The organism is Streptomyces cyaneofuscatus (genome assembly GCF_033109485.1).
GTDB classification, from domain to species: domain Bacteria; phylum Actinomycetota; class Actinomycetes; order Streptomycetales; family Streptomycetaceae; genus Streptomyces; species Streptomyces cyaneofuscatus.
In genome coordinates this window covers 3,977,238-3,989,319 of the sequence record NZ_CP137002.1, presented here as the reverse complement: position 1 = coordinate 3,989,319, position 12,082 = coordinate 3,977,238, and the positions used below count along the sequence as shown (strand labels likewise).

At 70.4% G+C, this 12,082-nt stretch carries 10 protein-coding genes; 5 read left to right on the top strand and 5 right to left on the bottom strand.

Going from position 1 to position 12,082, the window contains the following annotated elements; all coding sequences use genetic code 11:
• The first annotated feature begins 186 nt into the window (after nt 1-186).
• The 5 genes from R2B67_RS17585 to R2B67_RS17565 all read left to right on the top strand — a co-directional run bounded on the left by R2B67_RS17585 (nt 187) and on the right by R2B67_RS17565 (nt 4,893).
• Nucleotides 187-1,293: an ABC transporter ATP-binding protein gene (locus R2B67_RS17585; protein WP_317819398.1), complete on the top strand. Its 1,107-nt coding sequence runs from the start codon at nt 187-189 to the stop codon at nt 1,291-1,293.
• Complete coding sequence (locus R2B67_RS17580) at nt 1,290-2,198, top strand: ABC transporter permease (protein ID WP_317819396.1); 909 nt, start codon at nt 1,290-1,292, stop codon at nt 2,196-2,198. Before R2B67_RS17585 ends, R2B67_RS17580 begins: the two co-directional genes overlap by 4 nt.
• The gene (locus R2B67_RS17575) at nt 2,195-3,106 is read left to right on the top strand and encodes an ABC transporter ATP-binding protein (RefSeq protein WP_317819394.1); all 912 of its coding nucleotides are present in this window, start codon (nt 2,195-2,197) and stop codon (nt 3,104-3,106) included. Before R2B67_RS17580 ends, R2B67_RS17575 begins: the two co-directional genes overlap by 4 nt.
• Before the next feature lie 30 nt (nt 3,107-3,136).
• Nucleotides 3,137-3,856, top strand: a complete 720-nt coding sequence (locus R2B67_RS17570; protein ID WP_018513726.1) for an ABC transporter permease — start codon at nt 3,137-3,139, stop codon at nt 3,854-3,856.
• 329 nt (nt 3,857-4,185) lie between these two features.
• Complete coding sequence (locus R2B67_RS17565; RefSeq protein ID WP_317819392.1) at nt 4,186-4,893, top strand: hypothetical protein; 708 nt, start codon at nt 4,186-4,188, stop codon at nt 4,891-4,893.
• A gap of 98 nt (nt 4,894-4,991) precedes the next feature.
• On the opposite strand, the gene R2B67_RS17560 is transcribed toward R2B67_RS17565, so the two are convergent.
• From R2B67_RS17560 to R2B67_RS17540, 5 genes are all read right to left on the bottom strand, one after another.
• On the bottom strand, nt 4,992-5,816 hold the full coding sequence (locus tag R2B67_RS17560; protein WP_317819390.1) for an HAD family hydrolase: 825 nt from the start codon (nt 5,814-5,816) through the stop codon (nt 4,992-4,994).
• The gene (gene serS, locus R2B67_RS17555; protein WP_317819389.1) at nt 5,813-7,090 is read right to left on the bottom strand and encodes a serine--tRNA ligase; all 1,278 of its coding nucleotides are present in this window, start codon (nt 7,088-7,090) and stop codon (nt 5,813-5,815) included. Before serS ends, R2B67_RS17560 begins: the two co-directional genes overlap by 4 nt.
• Before the next feature lie 711 nt (nt 7,091-7,801).
• On the bottom strand, nt 7,802-8,737 hold the full coding sequence (gene pheA / locus R2B67_RS17550) for a prephenate dehydratase (RefSeq protein ID WP_018513722.1): 936 nt from the start codon (nt 8,735-8,737) through the stop codon (nt 7,802-7,804).
• Nucleotides 8,738-8,828: 91 nt separating this feature from the next.
• Nucleotides 8,829-10,121: an iron uptake transporter deferrochelatase/peroxidase subunit gene (efeB, locus tag R2B67_RS17545; RefSeq protein ID WP_317824893.1), complete on the bottom strand. Its 1,293-nt coding sequence runs from the start codon at nt 10,119-10,121 to the stop codon at nt 8,829-8,831.
• A 40-nt stretch (nt 10,122-10,161) separates the two neighbouring features.
• On the bottom strand, nt 10,162-12,072 hold the full coding sequence (locus R2B67_RS17540; RefSeq protein ID WP_317819387.1) for a copper resistance CopC/CopD family protein: 1,911 nt from the start codon (nt 12,070-12,072) through the stop codon (nt 10,162-10,164).
• Nucleotides 12,073-12,082: the final 10 nt, after the last annotated feature.

Below are 12,082 nucleotides of genomic sequence, written 5' to 3'. Positions count from 1 at the left end.
TCCCTGCCGTGTGCGGTACGTGCCCGTAACGTGACACTGATGAATGTGACAATGTCCAGCGGCTACGTCAAGGGGTGTGCACGGGCCTGTGGACAACTCCGGGCCGGAGAGTTCTCGCCCCCACCCCCGGAGTCCGGAACTCCTCCTTCGCGGGGTCCCCCTACGGGGCCGTACGTCTGGAGTCTGATGCCGATCCAGCCGTCAGGGCTGACGATCCCTGTGGCCCGCGCCACTACCGTCATATCCGTGACTGCCGTTATCGCTACCGAAGCCCTGAGCAAGCGGTTCCCCCGGGTGACCGCGCTCGACCGGCTCACGTTGGACATCGGACCAGGTGTGACCGGTCTGGTGGGTTCCAACGGAGCCGGCAAGTCCACGCTGATCAAGATCCTTCTTGGTCTCTCCCCCGCCACCGAAGGCCGGGCCGCGGTGCTCGGGCTCGATGTGGCGACCAGCGGTGCCGCCATCCGGGAGCGGGTGGGGTACATGCCGGAGCACGACTGCCTCCCGCCCGATGTGTCGGCCACCGAATTCGTCGTGCACATGGCCCGCATGTCGGGGCTGCCGCCGACCGCGGCCCGTGAGCGTACGGCGGACACCCTGCGCCATGTCGGCCTCTACGAGGAGCGCTACCGCCCCATCGGCGGCTACTCGACCGGTATGAAGCAGCGGGTCAAGCTGGCCCAGGCCCTGGTCCACGACCCTCAGCTGGTCCTCCTCGACGAGCCGACCAACGGCCTCGACCCGGTCGGCCGCGACGAGATGCTCGGCCTGATCCGCCGCATCCACACCGACTTCGGCATCTCCGTCCTGGTCACCTCGCACCTCCTGGGTGAGCTGGAACGCACCTGCGACCACGTCGTCGTCATCGACGGCGGAGCCCTCCTGCGCTCCAGCTCCACCAGCGACTTCACGCAGATCACCACCACCCTCGCGGTCGAGGTGACCGACAGCGACACCCACCCCGACGGCACCGGCGCCCTGCGCCAGGTCCTCACGAAGGCCGGCGTCGCGCTGGTCGGCCAGGACGGGCTCGACGCGGAAGGGCTGCCGGGCGCGGGCCACATCCTGCTGGTCGAGGCCACCGGCGAGGAGACGTACGACCTGGTCCGCGACAGCGTCGCCGGGCTCGGGCTCGGCCTGATCCGCATGGAGCAGCGCCGCCACCACATCGCCGAGGTCTTCCGTACGGAACAGGGCGCCGCGCACACCGTCCCGGCCCCCGCCGCCGGTGCCGTACAGCAGGCCGCCACGCCGGGGCCGTACCAGAAGGAAGGGGAGCGGTCGCGATGAGCACCGAGACCAAGGCCGCGGCCGGGCGCGACACGTCCCGGATCCACAACATCGGCTACCGCTCCTACGACGGCAGGCGGCTCGGCCGGGCCTACGCCCGCCGCTCGCTCTACTCGCAGACCCTGCGCGGCTCCTTCGGACTCGGCCGTTCCGCCAAGTCCAAGGTGCTGCCCATGCTGCTGTTCGGCGTGATGACCCTGGTCGCGGCGATCCTGGTGGCCGTCTCCATGGCAGCGCCGGACGCCACCAAACTCGTCGTCAAATACACGTCGTACGCGATCTATCTGCAGGCGGTCATCGGCCTCTTCATCGCCGCACAGGCCCCACAGGCGGTCTCCAGGGACCTCCGCTTCAAGAGCGTCCCCCTGTACTTCTCGCGGCCGATCGAACGGGCCGACTACGTGCTGGCGAAGCTCGCCGCCACGGCGTCCGCGCTCTTCATCCTCACCGGGGCGCCGCTGCTCATCCTCTATGTGGGCTCTCTGCTCGCGAAGTTCGACTTCGCCGACCAGACCAAGTGGTTCGGCCAGGGGCTGGTGTCGGTGGCGCTGCTGTCCGTGCTGTTCGCCGGGCTCGGCCTGGTGATGGCCGCCCTGACCCCGCGCCGGGGCTTCGGCGTCGCCGCGGTCATCGCGGTGCTGACCATCTCCTACGGCGCCGTCTCGACGGTCCAGGCCATCGCCTGGGAGACCGGTTCGCCCGGGGCCGTGGAGTGGCTTGGCCTCTTCTCGCCGATCACGCTGATCGACGGCGTACAGACCGCGTTCCTCGGCGCCACCTCCGCCTTCCCCGGAGGGGAAGGCCCGGGGGCCGGTACGGGAGTGGTCTACCTGTTCGTTGTTCTCGCGCTCGTCGCCGGCTCGTACGCCGTCCTGATGCGCCGCTACCGGAGGGTCGGGCTGTGACCACCATCGAGATCGACCACACCTCCCGCTGGTTCGGCAATGTGGTCGCCGTCAACGACGTCTCCATGACGGTGGGCCCCGGTGTCACCGGACTGCTCGGCCCGAACGGTGCCGGAAAGTCCACGCTCATCAACATGATGGGCGGCTTCCTCGCCCCCTCGACGGGGAAGGTCACGCTCGACGGGCAGCCGATCTGGCGCAACGAGAGCGTCTACAAGAAGATCGGCATCGTCCCGGAGCGGGAAGGGATGTACGACTTCCTGACCGGCAAGGAGTTCGTCGTCGCCAACGCCGAACTCCAGGGCCTGGGCGGGGTGGAGGCGCAGCGGGCCCTGGCCACGGTCCAGATGGAGTACGCGCAGGACCGCAAGATCTCCACGTACAGCAAGGGCATGCGCCAGCGCGTGAAGATGGCGTCCGCGCTGGTCCACGAGCCCTCGGTGCTGCTCCTCGACGAGCCGTTCAACGGGATGGACCCGCGGCAGCGGATGCAGCTGATGGAGCTGCTGCGGCGGATGGGGGCCGAGGGCCGTACGGTCCTGTTCTCCTCGCACATCCTCGAAGAGGTCGAGCAGCTGGCCTCGCACATCGAGGTGATCGTCGCGGGCCGGCACGCCGCCTCCGGCGACTTCCGCAAGATCCGCCGCCTGATGACGGACCGGCCGCACCGCTACCTGGTCCGCTCCAGCGACGACCGGGCGCTCGCCGCCGCGCTCATCGCGGACCCGTCGACGGCCGGTATCGAGGTCGACCTGACGGAGAAGGCCCTGCGGATCCAGGCCGTCGACTTCGGACGGTTCACCGAACTGCTGCCGAAGGTCGCCCGTGAACAGGGCATCCGGCTGCTGACCGTCTCCCCGTCCGACGAGTCCCTCGAATCGGTCTTTTCCTACCTCGTAGCGGCCTGAGTAGTGGCCTGAAAGGAGCTGTGCACCGTCATGTACGACCCCACAGTCGCCCGGCTCACCTACCGGGCCCTGCTCGGCCGGCGCCGGGCCGCCATCCTGTTCGTCCTGCCCGCGCTGCTGCTGCTCCTCGCGGCGGCGGTGCGCATGTTCGCCGGGGCCGATGACCAGGTCGCCGCCAACGTCCTCGGCGGGTTCGCCATCGCCACGATGGTGCCGCTGATCGGGGTGATCGCCGGAACCGGTGCGATCGGCCCCGAGATCGACGACGGCTCGATCGTCTACCTGCTGGCCAAGCCGGTGAAGCGCCCCACGATCATCTTTACCAAGCTGATCGTCGCCATCGCGGTGACCATGGTCTTCTCCGCCCTGCCGACCCTGCTCGCGGGGCTGATCCTGAACGGCAACGGGCAGCAGATCGCGATCGCCTACACGATCGCGGCGCTCGTCGCCTCGATCGCGTACAGCGCGCTGTTCCTGCTGCTCGGCACGGTCAGCCGCCACGCGGTGGTCATCGGCCTGGTGTACGCGCTGGTCTGGGAGGCCCTCTTCGGCAGCCTGGTGCCGGGGGCGCGGACGCTCAGCGTCCAGCAGTGGTCCCTCGCCGTCGCCGAGAAGGTGGCCGGCCAGGGCATGGTCACCTCGGACGTGGGGCTGCCGCTCGCGACGGTCCTGCTGGCCGCCGTCACCGTGGCCGCCACCTGGTACGCGGGCCAGAAGCTGCGCGCGCTGAAGCTGGCCGGGGAGGAGTGAGCCCTGGCCGGGCCTGATCCCGGTGCCATCCCCTGCGACCCCCGTCCCCTGTTTCCCGGAGGGCGGGGGTTGTCGTATGTACGGGACAGTCGTAAGAGCGGGACAGATGTGCGCGTAACCGTACGTTTATCGGGTCGTTGGGCAGGGTGCGTGGAGGCAACTGGAATCCGTGGCGTCGTAGCGTGCGTGAAATCGGGGAGTGCCGGACCCGGGTGAGGCTCAGCCCACCGGTCCGGTCATCGAGTGAGTGGCAACCGTGAGCGTCCTCCACCCCTGCAGCCCGGGGTAGGGGCCGTCCCTTGTCATTCCCTCGTACGGAAGGCATGCCCATGTCCACGGAAGTCGCCCTGCTCGAATCGCGCGCGCTGCGCGTCGAGCAGATGGGGCGCGTCGACATCCTCGACAAGGTGAAGAGCCTTGTCATGCTCCCGGACGGAATTCACGTTCGCACAGAGGATGTGGCACGTTACTTCGAAGTATCCACAGAGGCCGTCAAAAAGGTGACCCAGCGCCATCGGGAAGAGGTGATCGAGAACGGGCTGACGCTGCTTCGAGGCTCTGAGCTGCGCGTCTTCCATAGGGACATGTTGTCCCTATGGGGAGGTGGGGAGGGGGAAAGTTATCCACAGGCAGCTACTCAGCTGACCCTCTACACCCGCCGAACCGTCCTCAATGTCGCCATGCTTCTTCGCGACAGCGACATCGCCCGCTGCGTCCGTACGTACCTCCTCGACGCCGAGGGGACGCTCCGGGCCGAGTACGAAGCGCTCGAAGTGCGGGTCACCCGGATCGAGAGCTGCCTCGCCGATGTCGGCAGTGCGCTCCAGGAGCTCGGGCCGGTGCTCTGCCGGATGTCGGAGCGGCTGGACAGCCTGGACCGGAAGGTGGAGGTGACGCAGCAGCTGGTCGGCGCGATGAGCGTGCGGCTCTCCGACCTGTCTCATGACGTCGTACGGATGGACGCCCGCTTCGACGCGCGCATGGAGGCCTTCGCGCATCAGCTGAAGGACCTGCGGCGCCGTACCGGACGCCGCTGAGCCGTGAAAAGGCCCTGTCCGGCCGCCGCTGGGATCCAGTGGCGTCCGGACAGGGCCGACAGCGGTGCTACGTCAACAGGGCCGACAGCGGTGTTACGTCAGTGGGGTGCGGCGAGGGAGCCCGTGCGGAGCAGCTCCTCCAGGACCACCGCGATGCCGTCGTGCTCGTTGGACGCGGTGATCTCGTGCGCCACGGCCTTCAGGGCGTCGTGGGCGTTGGCCATGGCCACGCCGTGCTGCGCCCAGCCGAACATCGGGATGTCGTTCGGCATGTCACCGAACGCGATGGTGTCGGCGGCCTTCACCCCGAGCCGACGGGCGGCCAGCGAGAGGCCGGTCGCCTTGCTCAGCCCGAGCGGGAGGATCTCCACCACGCCGGGGCCCGCCATGACCACGTCGACCAGATTGCCGACGGCGGACCGCGCGACGGTGGCCAGGGCGTCGTCGTCGAGCTCCGGGTGCTGGAGGTAGACCTTGTTCAGCGGGGCGGTCCACATCTCCGTGTGGTCGTCCACGAAGACGTACGGGAGCGGCCCCTCCTGCACCCGGTAGCCCGGGCCGACCAGCACCTCGCCCTCCAGGCCGTCGCGGCTGGCGGCCAGCGCCAGCGGGCCGACCTCCGCCTCGATCTTGGAGAGCGCGAGCCCGGCGAGCTGCCGGTCCAGGGTCAGCGAGGTCAGCAGCCGGTGCTCGCCCGCGTGGTAGACCTGCGCGCCCTGGCCGCAGACGGCGAGGCCGTCGTAGCCCAGGTCGTCCAGGATGTACCGGGTCCAGGGGACCGAACGCCCGGTGACGATGATGTGCGCGGCACCGGCCGCCGTGGCGGCGCCCAGTGCCTCGCGCGTGCGCTCGGAGACCGTGTCGTCCCCGCGCAGCAGGGTGCCGTCGAGGTCGGTCGCGACGAGCTTGAAGGGGAAGGTCACTTGGCGACCGGTTCCAGGACCTCGCGCCCGCCCAGGTACGGACGGAGCACCTCGGGCACCCGGACCGAACCGTCGGGCAGCTGGTGGTTCTCCAGCAGCGCCACGATGGTGCGCGGTACGGCGCAAAGGGTGCCGTTCAGCGTGGCCAGCGGCTGGACCTTCTTGCCCTCGCGCATCCGGACGGAGAGGCGGCGGGCCTGGAAGCTGTCGCAGTTCGACGCGGAGGTCAGCTCGCGGTACTTGCCCTGGGTCGGGATCCACGCCTCGCAGTCGAACTTGCGCGAGGCGGACGCACCGAGGTCACCGGTGGCGACGTCGATGACCTGGAAGGGCAGTTCGAGGCCGGTGAGCCACTGCTTCTCCCACTCCAGGAGCCTGCGGTGCTCGGCCTCGGCGTCCGCCGGGTCGACGTACGAGAACATCTCGACCTTGTCGAACTGGTGGACGCGGAAGATGCCGCGGGTGTCCTTGCCGTACGTCCCGGCCTCGCGGCGGAAGCAGGGGGAGAAGCCCGCGTAGCGCAGGGGCAGCTTGTCCGCCTCCACGATCTCGTCCATGTGGTACGCGGCGAGCGGCACCTCCGAGGTGCCGACCAGGTAGTAGTCGTCCTTCTCCAGGTGGTACACGTTCTCCGCGGCCTGGCCGAGGAAGCCGGTGCCCTCCATGGCGCGCGGGCGGACCAGCGCGGGAGTCAGCATCGGGATGAAGCCGGCCTCGGTGGCCTGGGCGATCGCCGCGTTGACGAGGGCGAGCTCCAGGAGGGCGCCGACGCCCGTCAGGTAGTAGAACCGCGAGCCGGAGACCTTGGCCCCGCGCTCCATGTCGATGGCGCCGAGCGCCTCGCCGAGCTCCAGGTGGTCCTTGGGCTCGAAGCCCTCGGCGCCGAAGTCGCGGATGGTGCCGTGCGTCTCCAGGACGACGAAGTCCTCCTCGCCGCCGACCGGCACGTCCTCGTGGACGATGTTGCCGAGCTGGAGGAGCAGCCGCTTGGCCTCGGCGTCGGCCTCGTCCTGGGCGGCGTCGGCCGCCTTGACGTCGGCCTTGAGCTGCTCGGCCTTCTTGAGGAGCTCGGCGCGCTCCTCGGGAGTGGCCTTGGGGATCAGCTTGCCGAGCGACTTCTGCTCGTTGCGGAGTTCGTCGAAGCGGACGCCGGACGACCTGCGCAGCTCGTCGGCGGAGAGCAGGGCGTCGACGAGCGCGACGTCCTCTCCACGGGCGCGCTGGGAGGCGCGAACACGGTCGGGGTCCTCACGGAGCAGGCGAAGGTCAATCACCCCTCCAGGCTACCGGTGCGTGGATCTCGCACTCGAACCGATATTGCCGAGCGTGTCACTTTGACCGAATTGCCGGAATTGATATTTCTGAGGGGGAATCGCGGGGCGCGATCCGGCGGGCTGCGTCAATAACGGCGGTTAACTCCCCTGAACAGGGCAGAAGGTGCAGGCTCTCTTGACGTACGAGCCTTCGGCCGAGGGGGAGTTGGGGCCGCTCTCCCTTGTGTTGTCCACAGGAGGGGGCGTTCCGGAATGGTTATCCACAGGCTGTGAAGAAGTTCTGTGGATCCAGGAACGGAATGTTCCGGAGGCTGGACGAAGGGCCGTCGATCCCCCGGTGTTCGCAGCCGAAACCTGCCCCGCACGCTCATTCGGGTGGCAATGTGTCGCTCTGGTGAGTTGATCAAGGGAATTCGCGCGACCCGGGAGGGCTCGCACCGGGACGGCCCCCTGTGGATGCACCCGGACCCACTGCGTTGATTTGTCGATGATGTCGTATTGGGGTGTCGACTTGTCCCCAGGTCGAGAAGCCAGCCTGTGGATAACTCTGTGGGCGGATGACTATCTGTAGGTAGGACCACAGCGGAGCGCGCAGGACGACCCGAAACGGAGCACTCTGCTCCGGTCCGGTCCGGTCCGGTCCGGGCCGGAGCGGTCCGGGCCGGGACGAGTCGCCGTCGACCGCCGTCAGATCCGCCGTCGGATCCGCTCTCAGATCCGGCCGTCCTGGCTGCGCGCCAGCCAGTCGGAGGCCTCGGTGAAGGCGCTGTCCGAGGTGCCCGCCCGCAGCGGCCGGACCTCCTCGGCGGATACGCCCGCCCGCGGGTACGAACCGAGGAACCGCACCTTCGGGCAGATCCGCTTCAGCCCCATCAGCGCCTCCCCCACCCGCCGGTCCGCGATGTGCCCCTCGGCGTCCACGGCGAAGCAGTAGTTGCCGATCCCCTCGCCGGTCGGGCGCGACTGGATCAGCATCAGGTTGACGCCGCGCACCGCGAACTCCTGGAGCAGTTCCAGGAGCGCACCGGGGTGGTCGTCGCCCAGCCAGATCACCACGGACGTCTTGTCGGCCCCGGTCGGGGCGGACGGCCGGGCCGGGCGGCCCACCAGGACGAAGCGGGTCTGGGCGTTCTCCGCGTCGTGGATCTCCGTGACCAGCGGTTCGAGCCCGTAGGTGGCGGCGGCGAACTCACCGGCGAACGCGGCGTCGTAGCGCCCTTCCTGGACCAGCCGGGCGCCGTCCGCGTTGGACGCCGCCGACTCCCACGCGGCCTGCGGGAGGTGGGCCGCCATCCAGTTGCGCACCTGCGGCTGGGCGGCCGGGTGAGCGGTGACCGTCTTGATGTCCGACAGCTTGGTGCCTGGCCGCACGAGCAGCGCGAAGGTGATGGAGAGCAGTACCTCGCGGTAGATCATCAGCGGCTCGCCGCTGGTCAGCTCGTCGAGCGTGGCCGTGATGCCGCCCTCGACGGAGTTCTCGATCGGCACGAGAGCCGCCGCCGCCTCCCCGTTGCGTACGGCGTCCAGGGCCGCCGGTACGGAGACCATCGGGACGAGCTCGCGGGTGGCGGCTTCCGGGAGCGTGCGGAGGGCGACCTCGGTGAAGGTCCCTTCGGGACCGAGATAGGCGTAGCGCGTGGCTGACATACGCTCACCCTATTGCGCCGTACGGCGAGGGCCTCGCCGTCTCAGAATCCGGTCGGGGCCGAGCGCGCAACCCCCGTACGACACCCCCGCCTCAGGACTCCAGCAGCCGCTGCCCCACGTACTCTCCCTCCGCCGCCCCGCCCGGCACCGCGAACAGCCCGCTCGCCTCGTGCCGGATGAACGGCGACAGCGCGTCGCCCCGGTCGAGCTTGCGCTGCACGGGCACGAACCCCTTGAACGGGTCCGCCTGCCAGCAGACGAAGAGCAGCCCGGCGTCCGGGGTGCCGTCCTCCGCGATCCCGTCGTGGTACGAGAACGGCCGCCGCAGCATGGCGGCTCCGCCGTTCTTCTCGGGGGAGGAGATCCGGGCGTGGGCGTTGTCGGGGATCAGGAGCCGGCCGTCCGGGCCCGCCTTGTCGAGGTCCATCTCCGTGGTCTCGCCCCCGCCGCTCAGCGGGGCGCCGTCCGCCTTGCGCCGCCCGATGACCCGCTCCTGGTGGTCCACCGGGAGCTTCTCCCAGTCGTCCAGCAGCATCCTGATCCGGCGGACCACGGCGTACGAACCGCCCTCCAGCCACTCATGCGGGGTGCCGGGGGAGGCCGGCACGAACACCCGCCGCCCGAAGTCCTCGTCGGCCGGCTTCGGGTTGCCGGTCCCGTCGATCTGGCCCATCAGGTTGCGGGCGGTCATCGGCCGGGCCGTGGCCCCAGGGGTGCGGTTGAAGCCGTTCATCTGCCACCGCACCTTTGCTGTTCCCGCGCTCTCCTTCTGTACGGCCCGCAGGGCGTGGAAGGCGACCAGGGCGTCGTCGGCGCCGATCTGCACCCAGAGGTCGCCGTCGGAGCGCCTGGCGTCCAGCTGGTCCGAGGAGAACGCGGGCAGCGGGTCGAGGCCTGCGGGCAGCCGCGAGGTGAGGCCCGTACGCGCGAAGAACGTACGGCCGAAGCCGAAGGTGACCGTGAGGGACGAGGGCCCCGCGTCCAGCGCGATGCCGGTGTCGTGGCCGGGCCCGTCCGCCGCGCCCGCCGCCGGGCGGCCCGCCATCAGCTCCCTCGCCACCGCCGACCAGCGCCGCATCAGGGCCACGGCCTCCTTGCGGCCCGCGCCCGCCACCAGGTCGAAGGCGACGAGATGGCCCCGGGCCTGAAGCGGAGTGGTGATCCCCGGTTGATGTTTCCCGTGAAACATCGCCTCGGTGGAGCCGAGGGTCGTCAGTGCGGTCGGCGGATCGGGGCGGGTCGCGGCGTATCCGGTCGCCCCGCCGCCCGCGCCCAGCACCAGCCCGGCGGCACCCGCCGCGCCCACGCCGCCCAGCAGCCGCCGCCGCGAGACCCGGCCCGCAGCGGGGGCCGGAGCCGGTTCGCCGTTCTCAGCCCTGCTCACGTTCTCAGTGCTGCTCACGTTCTCGGTCCTGCTCACGTACTCAGCCGATCTTCACGTTCTTGTCGATGGTGACCTGGTCGATGTCGGAGGTCCGTACCGTCACGTCGACCTTCCACTCCCCCGCCATCGGGATCTGGACGCCGCTCGCCGACCAGTGCCCCTCGGCGAGCCGGTCCGGTACGACCGGCAGCGGCCCGATCTCCTGCGCCTCCAGGGTGAGGGCCACCTTCAGCTCCGGGACGTCCATCGGCTTGCCGTCGCTGCCGTCGACCCACACGTGCATCTCGTTGGAGCCGGTGCGCCCGGGGTCGATGTCGATCCGGACGGTCCCCTTGCCGTTCTGACCGCCGGTGTCGAAGGGCATGCTCAGGTTGACGGGCCCCGCCGCGGGGGCGGGTGCCGAGCTGGAGGCGCCCTTGGCCTCCACCTCCGTACGGCCAGGCTCGGTCGACGTCAGCACGGTGGTGACGGCCAGCAGGACCACGGCGATCGCCGCCTCGGCCAGGACCGAGCGGCGCAGCCCGGAACGCTCCGGGTCGGCGTCCCGTATCCGCTTCTTCTTCGTGGCGGTCAGGACGGCCTGCTGACGGGCCAGCTGGGCGGCGCGCTCGGGGGCGACACCGTCCGCGACCTCAGCATCCGGTTCCGTGGCGGCTTCCGGCTCCACCGAGGCGGGCACCGCCGTATCCGTGAGCCGCCCCGTCCACCGCCGCGAGAACCACGCCACGGCGAGCAGGACCGCGATCAGCGCGACCTTGAGGATCAGGAGCTGCCCGTACCGCGTCCCGGTCAGCGCCGACCAGGAGCCGACCTGCCGCCACGACTGGTAGATCCCGGTCGCCGCGAGGACGAGGACGCTGCCGAACGCGACCCGGGAGAACCGCCGTACGGCCTCGCTCCCGATGTCCGGCGTCCGGTACAGCGCCACCAGGAGCGAGACGAGCCCGCCGAGCCAGGCGGCGACGGCCAGCAGGTGCAGGACGTCCACCGGCATGGCGATCCCCGCCTGGATGCCGGTCGACGCGTGCTCGGACATGGCCCAGGTGGCGGCGATGCCCGCCGCGACGACCCCGCCGCCGACCGCGAGGCCGAAGGTGAGGTCCTTCTTCTCGACGACGTCCTCGCGCCGGGCGTACGTACCGAACAGGACGGCGATGAACAGGGCGGCCGCGCCGAGCAGCAGCAGCCGCGAGACGAGGGCGGCGCCCGGCTTGGTGTCCAGGACGGCCTGGAGCCCGTCCAGGTCGAAGGCGTCGGCGAACTTCCCGCTGCCCGTGTACGGGTTGCGCAGCAGCAGCATGACCAGCGTCGCCGCGGTCAGCGTGACCCAGCCGCGCACCACGAGCCGCTGCATCGGCCGCACGGACGCGCCCCGGGGCCAGCAGCCCAGGACGAAGGCCGCGCCGCCCACGAGCAGGGTGAACCCGGCGTACGCGACGTACCGCGCGATGCCGTAGACCACGCCGACCGGTCCACCGCCCACCTCCTCGGAGGGCAGGGCCACGGTGGTCTCGGAGGGGGCGCCGATGGAGAAGGTGAAGGCGCCGGAGATGGGGTGGCTGTCGGCGGAGATCGCCTGCCAGGCCACCGTGTAGGTGCCGTCGGGCAGGCCGGGGAGCAGCTCGACGCCGTACCGGACGGTGGAGCCGTCGGAGAGGTCCTTCGGCTCGACGCCCGTGTCGGCGCGCTTGCTGCTGGGGTCCAGGACCCGGATCGATCCGTCGCCGACGGCGATCGCCTCGGAGAAGGTGAGGGTGACCTCCTTCGGCGCGGTGGCCACCACCGCCCCGTCCTGCGGGTCGCTCCCGGTGAGGGCGGCGTGCGCGGACGCCGGTCCGGCGCCGGCCAGGATCAGCCCGAACACCAGGCTGACGAGGGCGACGGCGAGCGCGGCGGCGGTGAACGGCCGCCGTATCGGGGACGCTCCGGGGCGCGGGGCGGTGGCAGTCATCACGGTCGGA

Bases quoted from the DNA above. Each gene is read 5' to 3' on its own strand.
- R2B67_RS17565 (WP_317819392.1), top strand. From the start codon at position 4,186: ATGTCCACGGAAGTCGCCCTGCTCGAATCGCGCGCGCTGCGCGTCGAG.
- R2B67_RS17580 (WP_317819396.1), top strand. From the start codon at position 1,290: ATGAGCACCGAGACCAAGGCCGCGGCCGGGCGCGACACGTCCCGGATC.
- pheA (WP_018513722.1), bottom strand. From the start codon at position 8,737: ATGTCAGCCACGCGCTACGCCTATCTCGGTCCCGAAGGGACCTTCACC.
- R2B67_RS17585 (WP_317819398.1), top strand. From the start codon at position 187: ATGCCGATCCAGCCGTCAGGGCTGACGATCCCTGTGGCCCGCGCCACT.
- R2B67_RS17540 (WP_317819387.1), bottom strand. From the start codon at position 12,072: ATGACTGCCACCGCCCCGCGCCCCGGAGCGTCCCCGATACGGCGGCCG.
- R2B67_RS17570 (WP_018513726.1), top strand. From the start codon at position 3,137: ATGTACGACCCCACAGTCGCCCGGCTCACCTACCGGGCCCTGCTCGGC.